This is a genomic window from Mesorhizobium sp. WSM4898, from assembly GCF_029625845.1.
In the GTDB taxonomy this organism is placed as follows: Bacteria; Pseudomonadota; Alphaproteobacteria; order Rhizobiales; family Rhizobiaceae; genus Mesorhizobium.
Map to the genome: position 1 here is coordinate 1,049,266 of NZ_JARTVQ010000001.1, position 17,065 is coordinate 1,066,330.

Here is a 17,065-nt window from a genome sequence, read left to right on the forward strand (position 1 = left end):
CGCCGAAACGAAAACCGTCTCAATCAGTTAACAGGCAAATCTGTGGCAAGCCGTCGCGGAAGCGACGCGCCTGCCGTTATTTGTGCGCAAGCAGCGCCTTGACGAGTGGCGCGTCGATCTCGCCGGTCGGCTTCATCTTGTTGTCGGTCTGAAAGGCCATGATCGCGTTCTTGGTCTTGTCGCCCATCACGCCGTCGGCGCCGCCGGCATCATAGCCGTTCTTATTGAGGATCAGCTGGATGTTCTTCACCGCCTTCTTCATGTCGATGCCGGCGGTGGTCTGCGGCGTGCTGTCCTGCCAGGATTCCGGAATGTCGGCCGAGTTGCTGGCCGCGTTGAGCGGCTTGGCCTTCCACAGGTCCGTGGCGGCGCGCGCCCGCTCGAGCTGCTCGGGCCTGAGCGCATTGGCGATCTCGTCGCGTTTGGCCGCAGCGTCCTTGTCGCCGGTCTTGGCGACGAGAGCGAACCATTTGTAGGATTCCTCCAGGTTCTGCTTCATGCCGACGCCCTTGGCCGAAAGGATGCCGAGATTGAACTGGCTGTCCTTGACGCCGAGGTCGGCCGCCTCCTGGAACCAGTGCGCCGCCGACTCATTGTCGGTCACGCCGTCCGCCGCCATGGCGAACAGAACCGCCAGATTGTGCATGGCGCTGGCGTTGCCCTGTTCCGCCGCGAGTTGGTAATAGGTCTTGGCTTTCTTGATGTCGCGCGCGACGCCGATGCCCTTCTCGTAAAAATTGCCGATGCGGTATTCGGCCGGTGCGAAGCCCAGTTCGGCGGATTTCGCATACCATTTGGCGGCCGCCGCCATGTCTTCCTTGACGCCGCGCGATTCCGCGTAGCGCGAGCCGATCTCGAACAGCGCCTTGGCGTCACCGCCTGCGGCCGCGTCGTGCAGCGCCACCGGACCGATATCGGCCGGGACATCGATCTTGGCGGCCGAACTTGCCGTCTGGCCGCCGCCCGGCGGGACGGTGCCCGTGGTATCGGCGGACGTGGTTGCCGGCGTGCCGGCCGAGGAAGCACCGGCTGCGGAGGCACCGGGCATTGGTGTGCTCGCCGGCGCGCCGATGGTGGGCTGCGCGTCGCCGTCCGTGTCCATGGCAGGCCCGTTCGCAGCCGGAGAGACTGGCTCCGAGGGTGTCGCCGAAGCCATCGGCGCGGGCCGGGCAGGCGCGGACGGAGTCGCCGGAGTAGGCGCCGGTTCGGCTGGCGCCGCGGCCGCGGGCATTTCGGGTGCGGATGGTTGAAAGGCGGCCTGTGGCGTTGGATCGTCCTTCGACGGCTCGGCCTGCCTGACGGCACGCGCCGGCGCGCTCTCGGGCTTCGCAGTGCCCGTGTCGGGCTTGGGCGTGCTGACATCGAGCGAGGCGGTTTCGACCGATTGGGTGGAGACGATCGGCGCGACGTCGTTGCTGGCGACCGGTGCGGGGTCGGAGAAGAACGCCTTGCCGAGCTGCAGGCCGGCCAGTGCCATCATGATCGCGGCCGCCGCCATCAGGATCGGCTTGCGCCGCGCCTTGAGCAGATCGCCGATTCTGAGCGCCTTCACCGGGCCGGTCATCGTCGACTGCCGCTTCAGCGCGTCGGCTTCCGCGGCGGCGGCCTGCGCCGCGCGGCGGGCGGCCGCGATGAAATCGGATTTGGCGGCATCTGTCTCGCTGCGCTTGGCCGGCTGACCGCCGCGCTCGTCGCGCACGCGCTTCATGATGGCGTTGAGGTCCGGCGCGCCGGAACCAGGTTCGAGCGGCCGGTTGGCGGCTCTGGGATCGAGCGGTTCGTCGATGTCGACGGTCGGAACGTCGCCGGCCGGTGCCGAGCCGGCAAGCGGCGGCGTGTCCTCGTTCTTCTTGCCCTTGAAGGCGCGCGCCAGTCCGCTGAACATCGACTTCTTGCGGCCGGTGGTCTCAGCCTTCTCGCCAATTTCGTCCGATCCGAGCGCAGCCATTGCGGCGGCGGCCGCGGCCTCGGCGGGCGTGCGAGCGGCAGCTTCGCCGCGCATTACAGGTTCGCCACGCGTAACAGATTCGCCACGCGTAACAGGTTCGCTACGCGTAACAGGTTCGCCCGGTGCAGCCGGCTCGTTTCGCGAAACCGGATCGTGGCGCAGGATGGAGGCGGCGCGCGTATCGAGATCGGCGATGTCTCCGGTCAGCGGCAGCGGCTGGTCGATATCCATCGACGGCGCGTCCTGGACGGCGATCTTGCCGGTGCGGGCGACCCGCTTGCCGCCCGGCTGCGGGTCGATCAGTTCGCTGACCGCTTCACTGGGACCTTCGGCCTCCAGCGAGCCGAGCCGGTCGACGATCTTGAGCAGCGTGTCGTGGATCGCCTCGAACGTGCGCGAATTGCGCTCGTCGGAACGGCGGGTGAGCGCTTCGAGCGTCTTCAGGTCCTGCGCGAGCCCGCTCACGGCGGCTGCGTTGGAAGCAGCCGTGCCGGAACTCGATTCGCCCAGCGACCGCACGGCGTTCTCCGCAGCCTCGCGCGCGACGGTGAGGATGGAATCGCGCGTGCCGGCCAGCGACTTCTCGATCTCGTCGAGGCGAGGGCTGATGTCCTCGAAATCGGGAAGCGGTGCGCTCGGCTTCGAAAGATGCGCCGAAAGGGCGGTCACCTGCGACTCAAGGCTGCGGATCAGTGCCGGATCAATGCCGGCGACCTGCGCGGCGGAGGATTCCAGCCGGCTGGAGATGTCCTCGAGCCGGCTTTCCAGGCCACGGATCGCCATCTCGTTGGCGGGATCGGGCGCGCGCGTCTCGATGCGCTTGGCAAGCGCGGTGAAGCGGGCGTCGATCGCCTCCATGATGCCAGCGCCGTCGTCCTGCCGCATGCGCTGGTCGAGCCTGTCGGCGACTTCGTCCAGCCGCCGGTCGAGTTCGCGGAACAGCAGGTTGCTCTGCTCGATGGCATCACCCTGGCGGCGCTCGAGCAGCGTGGACAGCGCGTCGAAACGCTGCTCCAGGCCCTGGAAGATGTGGTCGGCGTCGGGCATCGCCGGCGCGCGGTCTATCTTGTCGGTGATCAAAGCAATTTGCTTGCCGAGTCGCTCCATCGCCTGCTCCGGCAGATGGGCGCGCCCAGCGAGCTCGTCCACACGGCTGGACAGAAGGTTGAGGCGGTCGATGACCTCGGCGCCGGGACGCGACTGCGCGACCTCCTCGATCTGCTCCGCCAGCGAGGCGATCCGTTTCTCGATTCGCCCGAAGGTTTCCGGATCGAAGGCATTGGCCTGCGTGGCCACCGTCGAGGCGACGATGGCGCGCGAGATCTCGTCCAGCCGCTCGTCGATCATGGCAAGCGTCTCGCCGCCGCGCATCGTTTGCTGGCTGGCGAAACGGTCGACCGCTCCGGCGAGGGTGCGCACCTTTTCCTCCAGCGAGGCGAGCGACAGCGATTGCGGCAGGTTGTTGACCGCGCTGCTGATCTGTTCGAGGCGGTCGGTCAGCGCCGAAAGGTTGGGACCCTCGGCGCGCTGGCGCTGGTCGGCGTCGACGCGATCCTCGAAGGCGCTCCAGCGGCGATCGAAATCGTCCCAGCGGCGGTCGACGGCCTGCACGCTTTGGTCGACGGCCCGCACGCTTTCCTCGCGCGCCAGCGTGTCGAGCGCCGCCTTGACCTGCTCCAACTCCAGCCGCAGCAGGTTGACGCTGCGATCGTCGCTTTTTTCGGCAAGCGTGTGGATGGCGCCGGAAAGCCGTTCGAACTCGAGGCCGAGCTCGGCGCTGTTCTTGTCGGCGGGGGCACCATGCTGGCTCGCCGCCTGCATGGCGCGATCGATATCCTGACGCAGCGCGTCGAATTCGCGCTGCAGGCCGGCGGTCATCTGATGGCGCAACTCCTCGCGCAGTCCGCGCAATTCGACCGCGATCTTGCCAACCATCGCGACGCCATCTTCCTGTCCGCGCACCCGGTCGATGTCGCGGGCAATGGCCTGATAATTGGGGCCGAAGTCGGAAGCTGCGGCCGCCGGGTTCTGCGACCCGCGGTTTTGCGGTCCGCGATTTTGGTCCCTCTGCGTGGTGTAGGGTTCCTCGTACCAGCGGGGCGAACCATAAGGTTGCGCGGCCGCATAGCGCGGCTCGGGGGCCGGCCGCCGCGGATCGGGGCGCTCGGGCGTGTCGCTGCGCGTCCGCTCCAGCCGCTGCTCCAGCGTTTCGAGCGAGCGGCTCAGATCCTCCAGCGAGGTCTGCGACCGGCGCTGCCTACCGGCGTTGAGTGTATCGAGATAGGACCGCTTGCTGTTCATCGATGCGCCCGTGTTCAGAATGACCGGCTGAGACCGGTTTCCCAGAGTCTGCCGGGAACGAAGGCGTCCGCGCGGTTTTGCTGCGGAGGAAGACGGGCTTCCCGGGTTTCTCACCCACGCTTCGAAAACCGTGAAAAATTCGCTACAGGATAAACACGGGTGACCGACATGCGCACATTTCGCCCAACGTGGTAAACAAGGCGTTAACCAAGCTTAAGAAGTGGCGACATAATCCTGACCCGCCCGCCCCAATGGCATCCGAGTGCGGCATAAAGGAGTGTTTCCGACAACGCCCTTGCGTCAGGTGCCGGCTGTCGGTATAGAATTGACGTAAACGTAAAAGGTGCGAAGCCGTGCCTCTTGCGATTGAATTGTCGAAACCACGATTGGAAGCACGCCCCCGCTTCCACTCAGGCGACGTTTTGGTCCGTGACCGCGACGCCATCAGGGGAAAGCCAGTGACCATGAAACTTGTTTCGCCCGGCGAAGCCGCGGCCAATAGCAATCACATATCGGTCGAGACCGACGAAGAATTCGTCCGCATCGGCGAGATGGCCAAGAAGTACGGCGTGACCTTGCGCACGCTGCGATTTTACGAGGACAAGGGCCTGCTCAATCCGAAGCGCGACGGCTCGACCCGTCTCTACACGCGCCGCGACAAGGCCCGGCTGAAGCTGATCCTGCTCGGCCGCAAGGTCGGTTTCTCGCTGCGGGACGTCAAGCAGATGATGGATCTTTACGATCCGACCGGATCCAACACCAAGCAGTTGCGGCTGGCGCTCGACAAGTCCGAGAAGCAGCTTGCCCGCTTGCAGAAGCAGCGCGCGCTGATCGATGAGGCTATCAGCGACCTGAGCAATTCGATGGCGATCGTTCGCCAGATGCTGGCCGAGCGGGCCGCGCCGCAGGCAAGCGCCGCCGGCTGATCTCACGCTAACGGCATAGCCTAGGATAGAGAAAGCCGCGTGGCTGCAGCCGCGCGGCTTTTTTGTTGCCTTGGAGCGAGCGCTAATCAAAAATTTCGGGCTGCGACGAAGTTGACGTTTACGCAAACGTCAATATTTGCTATCGGGGGCATCGACATTGGCTCGGCCTCCCATCCACATCCGGATCGGAAACTTGCTGGCCGGCCGGGACCGCAAGGGTGGAGGAAGGCATGACGATCTACAGGGCGCCCGTCCAGGACACGCTGTTCGTGCTCAACGACGTGCTCGGCTACCAGCGCTATTCTAATCTTCCGGGCTTCTCGGACGCTACGCCGGACGTCGTCGAGGCGATCCTTGCCGAAGGCGCCAAGCTAGCCGAAAACGTCATGCATCCGCTGAACCGGGTCGGCGATATGGAAGGCTGCGTGCGCCATGAAGACGGTAGCGTGACCACGCCCAAGGGATTCAAGGACGCTTTCAGCCAGTATCGCGAGGGCGGCTGGATGGGCCTAGCGGCACCGGCCGAGTTCGGTGGCCAGGGTCTGCCCTATACAGTCCACACCGCGGTCTCCGAATACATGGTGTCCGCCAATATGGCGCTGATGATGTATCCCGGCCTCACGCAGGGCGCGATCGCGGCCATTGTCACCCATGGCACGGACGAGCAGAAGGCCACCTGGTTGCCCAGGCTGATCGAGGGCGCCTGGACCGGCACCATGAATCTCACCGAGCCGCATTGCGGCACCGATCTCGGCCTGCTGCGCACCAAGGCGGTGCCCAATGGCGACGGCACCTACAGGATTTCCGGCCAGAAGATATTCATCTCCGCCGGCGAGCACGACATGGCCGACAACATCGTCCATCTGGTGCTGGCCCGCGTCGAAGGGGCGCCGGAAGGCGTCAAAGGCATCTCGCTGTTCATCGTGCCGAAGTTCAAGCTCGACGACTCGGGCAATGTCAGCGCGCGCAACGCGCTCTCCTGCGGCTCGATCGAGGAGAAGATGGGCATCCACGGCAACTCGACCTGCGTCATGAACTATGACGAGGCCGAAGGCACTTTGCTCGGCGAGTTGAACGGCGGCCTGAAAGCCATGTTCACGATGATGAACGAGGCCCGCCTGGGCGTTGGCCTGCAAGGGCTCTCGGTCTCGGAGATCGCCTATCAGAACGCGGTGGCTTACGCCAAGGACCGCCTCCAGGGGCGGTCGCTGTCGGGCATCAAGGCGGCGGACAAGAAGGCCGACCCGATCATCGTCCATCCCGATATCCGCCGCTCGCTGATGACCATGAAGGCGTTCAACGAGGGCGGCCGCGCGCTGGCCCTGTGGACGGCGATCAAGTCGGACGTCGCGCACCGCTCCGGTGACGACAGGGACCGCCAGTCGGCCGACGACTACACCGGTCTGCTGACGCCGGTGGTCAAGGGCGTGCTGACTGACAAGGGCTTCGATCACGCCGTGATGGCGCAGCAGGTGTTCGGCGGCCACGGCTACATCGAAGAACACGGCATGAGCCAGTTCGTCCGCGATGCCCGCATCGCCATGATCTATGAAGGCGCCAATGGCATTCAGGCGCTTGATCTGGTCGGCCGCAAGCTGGCGCAGAATGGCGGCCGCGCCGTGCAGGCCTTCTTCAAGGAGGTCGGCGAATTCTGCGAGGAAAACCGCGCTGACGACAAGATGGCGCCCTTCACCAAGGCGCTGAAGAAGGGCCTCAACGACCTGCAGGCGGCGACCATGTGGCTGGTGCAGAATGCCATGGCCAAGCCCGACAATGCGGGCGCCGCCTCGACCGACTACATGCATCTCTTCGGCCTGGTGGCATTGGGCTACATGTGGGGCCAGATGGCCAAGGCCGCCCAAACGAAGCTCGCCGAAGGTGCCAATGGGGCCGCGTCGTTCTACGACAACAAGCTGGTGACGGCGCGCTTCTTCATGGAGCGGATCATGCCGGAGAGCGCGACGCGCCTCGCCCGCATTTCCAGTGGCGCGGATACGCTAATGGCGCTGCCGGCGGAAGCGTTCTAGAAATGCTCGGCGTCCCCCTCCCCTTGAGGGGAGGGTGGCCCGAAGGGCCGGGAGGGGTCGCCCGCGACGAACTCGACGCCAATTCTGGCGACGCACCCTGGGAGAAGGACTAACACAATGCCCCGCACGCGGGTCAGTTTCGAGATGCGACAGAAAGCGTGCTCGCTTCGTCTGCACACGGCGAAGGCCGAGTCCCTGCTGTGGTACGAATTGCGCGAGCTGACGGCTGATGGCCTGAAGTTCAGGCGGCAATCGCCGATCGGCCCGTACATTGTCGATTTCGTCTGCCCGAAGGTCAAACTGATCGTCGAGGTCGACGGCGACCTGCACGAAACCGAAGCTGGCAGACGTCATGATGTGAACCGCGACGCCTGTTTGCCGTCACTCGGGTATGTCGTTGTCAGGATTGATGAGCCTGATGTCATTAACAGTGCATGGCATGTGGCGCAGTTTGTTAAGGACAAGGCCGAGCACCTCATCGGCGACCCCTCCCGGCCGCTTCGCGGCCACCCTCCCCTCAAGGGGGAGGGGGACGCCGGCGCAGTGGAGGAAACAGCATGACAAATCCAGCCGAAGTTCTTGGCCTGCCGAAGCCCGCCTGGGCGGCGGACGAAGTCGGCATGCTCTACGAGATGGCGAGCCGCTTCATGTCGGAGGAGATCGCGCCGCGCTACGAAGAGTTCGAGAAGAACGAGATTTTCGACCGCGAGAGCTGGCTGAAGGCGGGCGCCGCCGGCCTGCTCTGCGCCTCTATGCCGGAGAAATATGGCGGCTCCGGCGGCACCTTCGCGCATGAGAGCGCCATCATCGAGGCTATCGGCCACGTCGGGGTCGACGGCTTCGGCATCGGCCTGCACAACTCGATCGTCGCGCCATACATCCTGCATTACGGCTCCGAGGAGCAGAAAGAAAAATGGCTGCCGAAACTGGCGACCGGGGAGCTGATCGGCGCCATCGCTATGACCGAGCCCGGCGCCGGCTCCGACCTTCAGGGCGTCAAGACCCGTGCCGAGAAGGACGGCAATCACTACAAGCTCAACGGCTCCAAGACCTTCATCACCAACGGCCAGCTTGCCAACCTGATCATCGTCGTCACCAAGACCGATCCGGACAAGGGCGCCAAGGGCACCTCGCTGATCGTCGTCGAGACCGACGAGGTCGAGGGCTTCGAACGCGGTCGCAACCTCGACAAAATAGGGCTCAAGGCCAACGACACCTCCGAGCTGTTCTTCAACGACGTGCGCGTGCCGACCTCCAACCTGCTCGGCCATGAGGAAGGCAAGGGCTTCGTCCAGCTGATGCAGCAATTGCCGCAGGAGCGGCTGCAGATCGGCACCGGCGCGATCGCCATGATCGAGCGGGCGCTGGCGCTGACCATCGACTACGTCAAGGAGCGCAAGGCCTTCGGCAAGGCGATCATCGATTTCCAGAACACCCAGTTCAAGCTGGCCGAGCTGAAGACCGAGGCCACGATCGGCCGCGTCTTCTACAACGACTGCGTCGCCCGCCACATCGACGGCGGCCTCGACCCGGTCACCGCCTCTATGGCCAAATACTGGCTGTCCGACCTGCAGGGCAAAGTCGTCGACGAATGCCTTCAACTGCATGGCGGCTATGGCTACATGAACGAATATCCGATCGCCCGCATGTTCCGCGACGCCCGCGTCCAGCGCATCTACGGCGGCACCAACGAGATCATGAAATTGCTGATCGGGCGCTCTCTCTGAGCGCAGCGACCGGCAAATCCAAGGAGCACGAAAATGGCCGAAGCTTACGTCTATGACGCCGTGCGCACGCCGCGCGGCAGAGGCAAGAAGGATGGCTCGCTGCACGAGGTGCCGGCGGTGCGGCTCGCGGCAAAGACGCTTGAGGCGCTGCGTGACCGCAACGCGCTCGACACCGGCACGGTCGACGACATCATCTTCGGCTGCGTCGATCCGGTCGGCGAAGCGGGCTCGGTCATTCCGCGCGCCGCCGCCTTCGAGGCCGGCTACGACACCAAGGCGCCCGGCATGCAGATATCGCGCTTCTGCGCTTCCGGACTCGATGCCATCAATTTCGGCGCCGCCAAGATCGCGCAAGGCGCGGACGAGATCGTCATTGCCGGGGGCGTAGAATCCATGTCGCGTGTCGGCATGGGCATGTCCGGCGGCGCCTGGTTCATGGACCCCTCCGTCGGGCTTCCCGGCTGGTTCGTGCCGCAGGGCATCTCGGCCGACCTGATCGCGACGAAATACGGGTTCAGCCGCGACGACGTCGACGCTTACGCCGTCGAGAGCCAGAAGCGCGCCGCCAAGGCGTGGGAGGACGGCCGCTTCAAGAATTCGGTGGTCCCGATCAAGGACCAGAACGGCCTCACCATCCTCGACCGTGACGAGCACATGCGGCCTTCGACCGACATGCAGTCGCTCGCCTCGCTCAATCCGTCCTTCGTCATGCCGGGCGAGATGGGCGGCTTCGGTGCGGTGGCCGTGCAGAAGCATCCGGAAGTCGAGGAAGTGAACCACGTCCACCATGCCGGCAACTCGTCCGGCATCGTGGACGGCGCCGCTGCTGTACTGCTCGGCTCCAAGAAGGCCGGCAAGGCCATGGGCTTGAAGCCCCGCGCGCGCATCCGCTCGTTCGCCAATATCGGTTCCGAGCCGGTGCTGATGCTGACCGGCCCGGTCGACGTCACCGAAAAGCTCTTGAAGCGTGCCAAAATGAAGCTGTCGGACATCGACCTCTTCGAGCTCAACGAGGCCTTCGCTTCCGTTGTGCTGCGCTATATGCAGGCCTTCGACATCCCGCATGACCAGATCAACGTCAATGGCGGCGCGATCGCCATGGGCCATCCGCTCGGCGCCACCGGCGCGATGATCTTCGGCACGGTGCTGGACGAGCTGGAGCGCCGGGACCTGAACACCGCGCTGGTCACGCTCTGCATCGGCGCCGGCATGGGCACTGCCACCATCATCGAACGCGTCTGACGGGGAGAGAAAAGATGAGCTACACCAATTTCACCCTCGACATGGACGCCGATGGGATCGCGCTGGTCACCTGGGACATGCCGGGCCGCTCGATGAACGTCTTCACCGAAGAGGCGATGCGCGAGCTCAACGCCATCGTCGATCGTGTGGCGGGCGACGCCGCCATCAAAGGCGCGGTCATCACCTCCGGCAAGGACAGCTTCTCCGGCGGTGCCGACATCACCATGCTGCAGAAGATGCTCGCCACCTTCGCCGTCGAAAAGGAAAAGGACCTCGAAAAGGCGACCAAGGCGCTGTTCGACAATGCCGGTTACATGACCGGTCTGTTCCGCAAGATCGAGACCTGCGGCAAGCCGTGGGTGTCGGCGATCAACGGCACCTGCATGGGCGGCGCCTTCGAGATGTCGCTCGCCTGCCACGGCCGCGTCGCGGCCGATTCCGACAAGGTGAAGATGGCGCTTCCCGAGGTGAAGATCGGCATCTTCCCGGGCGCCGGCGGCACCCAGCGCGTGCCGCGGCTGACCGATCAGCAGCAGGCGCTGCAGATGCTGACCAGCGGCCAGAATCTGACGCCGCAAAAGGCGAAGTCGATGGGCCTGATCCACGAGATCGCCGAGCCGAAGAAGCTTGTCGAGACCGCCAAGGCGATGATCAAAAACGGCCTGAAGCCGGTGGCGCCATGGGACGAAAAGGGTTTCAAGCTGCCCGGCGGTCCGATCTATTCGGCGGCCGGCGCCAATCTCTGGCCGCCGGCCATCGCCATCCTGCGCCGCGAGACCTTTGGCAACTATCCGGCGGCCGCCGCGATCCTGAAATGCGTCTATGAGGGCCTGCTGGTGCCCTTCGACACCGGGCTCCGGATCGAGCAGCGCTACTTCACCGAGATCATGCAGACCAAAGAAGCGGCGGCGATGATCCGCTCGCTTTTCGTGTCGCTGCAGGAACTGAACAAGGGCGCGCGCCGCCCGACCGGCGTGCCGGACAGCAAGTTCAAGAAGATCGGCATACTCGGCGCCGGCTTCATGGGCGCCGGCATTGCCTATGTCACGGCCAGGGCGGGCATTCCGGTCGTGCTGCTCGACCGCGACATGGAGTCGGCCGAGAAGGGCAAGGCGCATTCCGACAGCCTGATTTCGAACCAGGTGAAGAAGGGCCGCGCCAAGCCCGAAGAGAAAGACAGGTTGCTGTCGCTGATCACGCCGACGGCCGACTATGCCGATCTTGCCGGCTGCGACCTTGTCGTCGAGGCGGTGTTTGAGGATTCAGGCGTGAAGAAGCTCGCCACCGAGAAAGCGGAAGCGGCGCTGAAGTCCTCGGCGATCTTTGCCTCGAACACTTCCACCATTCCGATCACCTCGCTGGCGAAGAACTCGGCGCGGCCGAAAAACTTCATCGGCATCCACTTCTTCTCGCCCGTCGACAAGATGATGCTGGTCGAGATCATCCTCGGCAAGAAGACCGGCGACAAGGCGCTCGCGGTCGCGATCGACTTCGTACGCGCCATCAAGAAGACGCCGATCGTCGTTAACGACACGCGCGGCTTCTACGTCAATCGCTGCGTGCTGCGCTATATGTCGGAAGCCTACAAGATGCTTATCGAAGGCGTCCCTGCGGCGATGATCGAGAACGCCGCCAAGGCCGCCGGCATGCCGGTCGGCCCGCTGGCGCTGACCGACGAGACGGCGATCGACCTTGCCCAGAAGATCATGAAGCAGACCATCAAGGATCTAGGCGAGAAAGCCGTCGACCCGAAGCAGATGGCGCTGATCAACACCATGGTCGACACGCATGGCCGCTTCGGCCGCAAGAACGGCAAGGGCTTCTACGACTATCCTGCCAAGCCGGCGAAGAAGAAGCTGTGGCCGGGTCTCAAGGATCTCTATCCGCAGCTGAAGCCCGAGAAGGTCGACTACGAGGAGCTCAAAGAGCGCCTGCTGGTCACCATCGCCCTGGAGGCGGTGCGCGTCATGGAGGAGGGCATCGTCACCGATCCGCGCGAGGCGGACGTCGGCTCGATCCTCGCCTTCGGCTTCGCGCCGTTCACCGGCGGCGCGCTCTCCTACATCGACGGCATCGGCGCCAAGCGTTTCGTCAAGATCGCCAAGGGCCTGCAGAAGAAATACGGGGCCGAGTTCAAGGCGCCCAAGCTTTTGCTCGACATGGCCGAGAAGGGCGAGACTTTCTACCAGCGCTTCGACCCTTACCAGAAGGGCGAGGTCAAGAAGGCCGCCTGACGAACTCCGATGTATGTTTGGGGGCGCCTCGCGCGCATGATGGCCACGGCGCGTAGCCGTGGCCCTTATCAAATCGGCGATCAGAGCCGGCTGGTCTTTCGCTGCCTGCCGACCGACATCGATTTCAACAGCCATCTCAACAATGCCCGTTACATGATGCTGGCCGATCTTGGCCGTATCGATGTTTTTCTTCGCGTCGGTCTTGTCGCGCTCGCGCGGCGGAACGGCTGGGCGCCGATGATCGGCGGGCTGCAATCGGCCTATGTGCGCGAGATCAGGCTGTGGAGCCGCTTCGAGGTGGTGTCGTCGATCGAGACCTGGGAAGGCACTTCGGTGATCGGCAAGCACCGCTTCGTCCTCGACAATGGGGAGACGGCGGCGCTGATCCTGACCACCGGCGGCGTCTATGACCGGCGCGGCCGCCGCTTTCTCGAGGTTGAGGCAGTCGTCGCGGCGCTCGGCCATTCGGCCCAACCGCGCCCGCCGACCGAGCCCGAGCGGGCATTCATGATCTCGCACCGGAACCTCCGCGAGCAGGCCAAGCGGGCCTGATCGAGCAAGCGTTCAATGTTCAGCCCGCAAGGTTTTGCCCAGATCGACCGCGTCGCCAAAATAGTGCCGGAACACATAGAACAGCGGATTCCATCGCGCAGTGTCGATGTGGTTCGTTCCCGGCAAGACGATGCTGCGGTGCGCATGAACCCGCTGCACGTCTACGTCCATGATGAGGTGGGTCGAGGATGCGCCTTGCTGCTTCGCGCTACGATGGCAGGTCAGCAGGCGTGTTTCGAACTGCAGGGGACATTCTGCGATGCGCGGCGTCCGGATCAATTCGCTGGGCTGGATCGCAAAGCCGCCTAAAGCGAACTTGTCGGCCTCATGAACGAACCCCAATTCGGCCTTATGGGATGGAACTGGATTCGCACCCGTGGTGCGCGCGATCCGTTCGACATTCGCCCAGAGGCTGGCCGCGGGAAAATTGAGGGTGCATTCGCCATCCTGCAGAAGATTGATGGCGCCCTGGGTAGCCGAACTCAAGCCGAGGACCACGCATGAACCCAAGGCCCACGCGGACGACATGGGTGTAATGCTGGCGGTGCCGTCATGGTTTCGGGTAACCATCAGGACGACAGGCGTCCCAAAATACAGAACGGATGGGGCGATGCATTGGTGGTTCGGCAACATGAGCAGTCCTTCGCAATTCGAGAACCGTACCCTACCAAGCTTGCGCACCGAGACGTTTCGGCCGGGGTCGAACGATGCATCGCGCACGCGGCGACATGTCGGTGCCGGCGCCCGGCTCAGGATCGGGCCCGTCAATCTTGCGGAAGCGGCGACTTTCTCTGCAATCCGCTGTTCGCGCCGGTGGACAATTGAATGGTCGCGCGTTAGACAGCAGTGAGGCATTTTTTCCTGTTTTTCGAAGGAGAGCGGACTTGCTCTCACACGATCGCGTCTGGGCCGCAATCGATGCTCTTGCCGAGCGCTATTCGCTCTCGGCTTCCGGTCTCGCCCGCCGCGCGGGCCTCGATTCGACCGCCTTCAACAAATCCAAGCGCCTGTCCTCCGACGGCCGGCCGCGCTGGCCTTCGACTGAATCGCTGGCCAAGATCATCGAGGCCACCGGCGCCTCGCTGGAAGAATTCACCGTGCTGGTTGAGGGTCACGGTGCCTCCGCCGCGCCGCCGCCGCGTATGGCCGTGCCGCTGCTTGGCTTCGCCCAGGCCGGTGCCGGCGGTTTCTTCGACGATGCCGGCTATCCCTCGGGGCAGGGCTGGGATCTGGTCGAGCTTCCGGCGCGGGCGGCGGAAACCTCCTATGCGCTGAAGGTCCAGGGCGATTCCATGCTGCCGCTCTACCGCAATGGCGACGTGCTGATCGTCGAGCCGGGCGCGCCGACGCGCAAGGGCGACCGCGTCGTCGTCAAGACCACCGCCGGCGAGGTGATGGCCAAGGTGCTCGACCGGCAGACCGCGAAGTCGGTCGTGCTGGTCTCGCTTAACCCCGCTCACCCGGACCGCGACATCTCGATGAGCGAGGTCGAGTGGGTGGCGCGGATCGTCTGGGCAAGCCAGTAGGTCCGGGCTGGTGCGGGTCCTCCATCTTGCCCTGGCGCTTGCGGCGGTTCCGGCAATGGCGGCGCTGGTCGTCGCCGGAGGCCACTCGCTGAAGGGCAGCGAAAGCGTCGTCGCGGTCGATCAGATCGATCCGGCCAGTGCACTTCCGGGGCAAGACGCCGATGTGGCGCCTCGGGAACCGATAACTGCGGAACCGGCGACGTCCGCCATTCTGGCGCCTGCCGCGCCGCAGCCGCCGAAGCCGGTGGCGCATTCGCGGGCAATCGATCCCGACGTGGTGGCGCCACCCGAAGTGCCTGCCGAGGAACTGGAACGGGTCGAGCCGCGCGCGCCGCTCAGCGATCTGGCGCTGGCCGGTCCGCCCAAGCCGCGGAAAACGAAAATGCCGGATGGCGAGGAGGGCACCAAGTTGCTCCAGCCCGTCGCGACCGCCGCCGGCCTGATCAAGGCCAAGGATTACTCCATCGCCGTGTCGGGCATCGACATCGTCAAAGAGGACGAGACCTGCAGCGACGAAGGCAAGTCATGGGACTGCGGGGTTCGCGCCAGGACGGCATTCCGCGCTTTCCTGCGTGGCCGGACCCTGGTCTGCTCAGTGCCGCCGCAAGACGGGCAGAAGGCCATCGCGGTCAAGTGCTGGGTCGGCAACAAGGATGTCGGTCTGTGGCTGGTGGAAAACGGCTGGGCCCGCGCGGCGCCAGGCGGCCCCTATGTCGAGGCGGGCGACAAGGCGCGCGCGGCGAGGAAAGGCATTTTCGGCGCCGCTCCGAATCTCGGCGGCCTGCCGGCATTGCCGGCCGCCACCGGCCCGGCGCCCGCCGCGCCGAGTTCCATCCTGCCGGCGGAAGATGGCGACGTTACGCAGCCAGCTGACCAGCCAGGGCCCGCTCAATGAGCGCGCGCGTCTCCGTAATGCCGTAGAGCGCCGCGAAAGAGCCGAAACGCGGCCCCCGTTCCTGCCCGATCAGCACCTGATAGATCATCTGGAAGAAGGCGACCGACACGCCGGGTCCGCCTTCCGGGCTCTGCTTGGAATGGTCCTGATAGCGCTCGATCCGCCGCGCGACGTTGAGCGCCGCGTTCTGGATCGCCTCGCCGTCCGCGCCCTGCGGCAGCTCGCCGAGCGCTTCCGAAAGCTTCGCCAGCGCCTCGCGCTCCACCTCGTCGGCGGCGCGATAGACCTTGGTCGGCTTCACGAAGTCGTCGAAATAGCGGATGGCATACCCTGTCAGCCGGTCGAGCTCGGGGTGCGTCTGCGGCGTCACCCCGGACGCATGGCGCGAGATGAAACCCCACAGCACCGCCTTGTCATGCGCGTTGGAGGCGCTGACCAGATTGAGCAGCAGCGCGAACGGGACCGGCAGGTCGATGGCCGGCGGATTGCCATCATGCATGTGCCAGACCGGGTTGCCGAGCCGCTCCTTCCATTCCTGGCGCGGATAGGCGGACAGGAAGGCGTAATATTCGTCGACCGCCTTCGGGATAACGTCGAAATAAAGCTTCTTGGCCTGCCGCGGCCGCTGGTACATGTAGAGGCCGAGGCTCTCGGTGGGCGCATAGGTCAGCCATTCGTCGATGGTGAGCCCATTGCCCTTCGACTTCGAGATCTTCTGGCCGTTCTCGTCGAGGAACAGCTCGTAGACGAAATGCTCCGGCGCGCGGCCGCCGAGGATGTTGCAGATGCGGTCGTAGATTGCCGCGTTGGTCTGGTGGTCCTTGCCGAACATTTCGAAATCGACGCCGAGCGCTGCCCAGCGCATGCCGAAATCCGGCTTCCACTGCAGCTTCACATGGCCGCCGGTGACCGGCAGCGTGGTCTCGCTGCCTTCGTCGTCGAAGGTGATGGTGCCGGCCTTGGCGTCGACATGCTTCATCGGCACGTAGAGCACGCGGCCGCTTTTCGGCGAGATCGGCAGGAATGGGCTGTAGGTCGCCTGGCGCTCTTCGCCGAGCGTCGGCAGCATCACCGCCATGATCTCGTCATAGCGCTCGGCGGCGCGCAGCAGCACTTCGTCGAAGCGCCCGGACTTGTAGTATTGGGTCGCGCTGGCGAACTCATAGTCGAAGCCGAACGTGTCGAGGAAGCGGCAGAGCATCGCGTTGTTGTGGTCGGCGAAGCTCGCATAATCGCCGCCGAACGGATTGGGCACCGATGTGAGCGGCTTGTGCAGGTAGGGCTCGAGCGCCGCGCGATCGGGCACGTTGTCGGGAATCTTGCGCATGCCGTCCATATCGTCGGAGAAGCACAACAGCTTGGTCTTGACCTTGTCCTGCGTCAGCACGCGGAAGGCGTGCCTTACCATCGTGGTGCGCGCCACCTCGCCGAAGGTGCCGATATGCGGCAGGCCGGACGGGCCGTAGCCGGTCTCGAACAGGACGGTATCGGGAAAGTCCTTGTTCTTGTAGCGGGCAATGATCTTCTTGGCTTCTTCGAACGGCCATGCCTTGCTTTCGCCGGCGGCCGCAAGCATCTCGGCATTGAGATCGATGATGTTTGATCCCGTCATGTCACTTTCCAGGTAATCTGCCGGCCAGATGTGTCGGCTTGGGCGCGCAAAGATTTTCACCCGGTCTCTAGGCGC

The 17,065-nt window shown here is 64.7% G+C and carries 12 protein-coding genes; 9 read left to right on the forward strand and 3 right to left on the reverse strand.

Features of this window, described 5'->3' with window-relative positions; genetic code table 11:
• Positions 1 to 76: 76 nt before the first annotated feature.
• Positions 77 to 4,249 carry a peptidoglycan-binding protein gene (locus P9228_RS05085; RefSeq protein ID WP_278052574.1) on the reverse strand — a complete coding sequence of 1,391 codons (4,173 nt, stop codon included), beginning with the start codon at positions 4,247 to 4,249 and terminating at the stop codon, positions 77 to 79.
• Positions 4,250 to 4,713: 464 nt separating this feature from the next.
• Here P9228_RS05085 and P9228_RS05090 point away from each other — a divergent pair, with 464 nt between their 5' ends.
• The 7 genes from P9228_RS05090 to P9228_RS05120 all read left to right on the forward strand — a co-directional run bounded on the left by P9228_RS05090 (position 4,714) and on the right by P9228_RS05120 (position 12,957).
• Positions 4,714 to 5,175: a MerR family DNA-binding transcriptional regulator gene (locus tag P9228_RS05090; RefSeq protein WP_082980529.1), complete on the forward strand. Its 462-nt coding sequence runs from the start codon at positions 4,714 to 4,716 to the stop codon at positions 5,173 to 5,175.
• Between the two features lie 230 nt (positions 5,176 to 5,405).
• On the forward strand, positions 5,406 to 7,202 hold the full coding sequence (locus P9228_RS05095; protein ID WP_278052576.1) for an acyl-CoA dehydrogenase: 1,797 nt from the start codon (positions 5,406 to 5,408) through the stop codon (positions 7,200 to 7,202).
• Positions 7,203 to 7,319: 117 nt separating this feature from the next.
• Entirely contained in the window at positions 7,320 to 7,763 is a 444-nt protein-coding gene (locus tag P9228_RS05100) for an endonuclease domain-containing protein (RefSeq protein WP_095826070.1), read from the forward strand.
• Positions 7,760 to 8,929, forward strand: a complete 1,170-nt coding sequence (locus P9228_RS05105; RefSeq protein WP_127243395.1) for an acyl-CoA dehydrogenase family protein — start codon at positions 7,760 to 7,762, stop codon at positions 8,927 to 8,929. The genes P9228_RS05100 and P9228_RS05105 overlap by 4 nt, the downstream gene beginning before the upstream one ends.
• Before the next feature lie 33 nt (positions 8,930 to 8,962).
• Positions 8,963 to 10,171 (forward strand): acetyl-CoA C-acetyltransferase, encoded by a 1,209-nt coding sequence (locus P9228_RS05110; RefSeq protein WP_278052583.1) that lies wholly within the window; start codon positions 8,963 to 8,965, stop codon positions 10,169 to 10,171.
• A gap of 14 nt (positions 10,172 to 10,185) precedes the next feature.
• The gene (locus tag P9228_RS05115) at positions 10,186 to 12,405 is read left to right on the forward strand and encodes a 3-hydroxyacyl-CoA dehydrogenase NAD-binding domain-containing protein (RefSeq protein WP_278052585.1); all 2,220 of its coding nucleotides are present in this window, start codon (positions 10,186 to 10,188) and stop codon (positions 12,403 to 12,405) included.
• 9 nt (positions 12,406 to 12,414) lie between these two features.
• Positions 12,415 to 12,957 carry a thioesterase family protein gene (locus P9228_RS05120; protein WP_278052587.1) on the forward strand — a complete coding sequence of 181 codons (543 nt, stop codon included), beginning with the start codon at positions 12,415 to 12,417 and terminating at the stop codon, positions 12,955 to 12,957.
• Positions 12,958 to 12,969: 12 nt separating this feature from the next.
• Here the strand turns inward: P9228_RS05120 and P9228_RS05125 are convergent, their stop codons facing one another.
• Positions 12,970 to 13,590, reverse strand: a complete 621-nt coding sequence (locus tag P9228_RS05125) for a flavin reductase (RefSeq protein WP_278052589.1) — start codon at positions 13,588 to 13,590, stop codon at positions 12,970 to 12,972.
• 251 nt (positions 13,591 to 13,841) lie between these two features.
• On the opposite strand from P9228_RS05125, the gene P9228_RS05130 reads away from it, so the two are divergent.
• Together P9228_RS05130 and P9228_RS05135 are read left to right on the forward strand one after the other, a co-directional pair.
• Positions 13,842 to 14,483 (forward strand): helix-turn-helix transcriptional regulator, encoded by a 642-nt coding sequence (locus P9228_RS05130; RefSeq protein WP_095799361.1) that lies wholly within the window; start codon positions 13,842 to 13,844, stop codon positions 14,481 to 14,483.
• 10 nt (positions 14,484 to 14,493) lie between these two features.
• Positions 14,494 to 15,378, forward strand: a complete 885-nt coding sequence (locus tag P9228_RS05135; RefSeq protein ID WP_278052591.1) for a thermonuclease family protein — start codon at positions 14,494 to 14,496, stop codon at positions 15,376 to 15,378.
• Here P9228_RS05135 and P9228_RS05140 read toward each other — a convergent pair.
• Positions 15,341 to 16,990: a lysine--tRNA ligase gene (locus tag P9228_RS05140; protein ID WP_095799363.1), complete on the reverse strand. Its 1,650-nt coding sequence runs from the start codon at positions 16,988 to 16,990 to the stop codon at positions 15,341 to 15,343. The genes P9228_RS05135 and P9228_RS05140 overlap by 38 nt on opposite strands.
• Positions 16,991 to 17,065: the final 75 nt, after the last annotated feature.

Bases quoted from the DNA above. Each gene is read 5' to 3' on its own strand.
- P9228_RS05085 (WP_278052574.1), bottom strand. From the start codon at position 4,249: ATGAACAGCAAGCGGTCCTATCTCGATACACTCAACGCCGGTAGGCAG.
- P9228_RS05090 (WP_082980529.1), top strand. From the start codon at position 4,714: ATGAAACTTGTTTCGCCCGGCGAAGCCGCGGCCAATAGCAATCACATA.
- P9228_RS05095 (WP_278052576.1), top strand. From the start codon at position 5,406: ATGACGATCTACAGGGCGCCCGTCCAGGACACGCTGTTCGTGCTCAAC.
- P9228_RS05100 (WP_095826070.1), top strand. From the start codon at position 7,320: ATGCCCCGCACGCGGGTCAGTTTCGAGATGCGACAGAAAGCGTGCTCG.
- P9228_RS05105 (WP_127243395.1), top strand. From the start codon at position 7,760: ATGACAAATCCAGCCGAAGTTCTTGGCCTGCCGAAGCCCGCCTGGGCG.
- P9228_RS05110 (WP_278052583.1), top strand. From the start codon at position 8,963: ATGGCCGAAGCTTACGTCTATGACGCCGTGCGCACGCCGCGCGGCAGA.
- P9228_RS05115 (WP_278052585.1), top strand. From the start codon at position 10,186: ATGAGCTACACCAATTTCACCCTCGACATGGACGCCGATGGGATCGCG.
- P9228_RS05120 (WP_278052587.1), top strand. From the start codon at position 12,415: ATGTATGTTTGGGGGCGCCTCGCGCGCATGATGGCCACGGCGCGTAGC.
- P9228_RS05125 (WP_278052589.1), bottom strand. From the start codon at position 13,590: ATGTTGCCGAACCACCAATGCATCGCCCCATCCGTTCTGTATTTTGGG.
- P9228_RS05140 (WP_095799363.1), bottom strand. From the start codon at position 16,990: ATGACGGGATCAAACATCATCGATCTCAATGCCGAGATGCTTGCGGCC.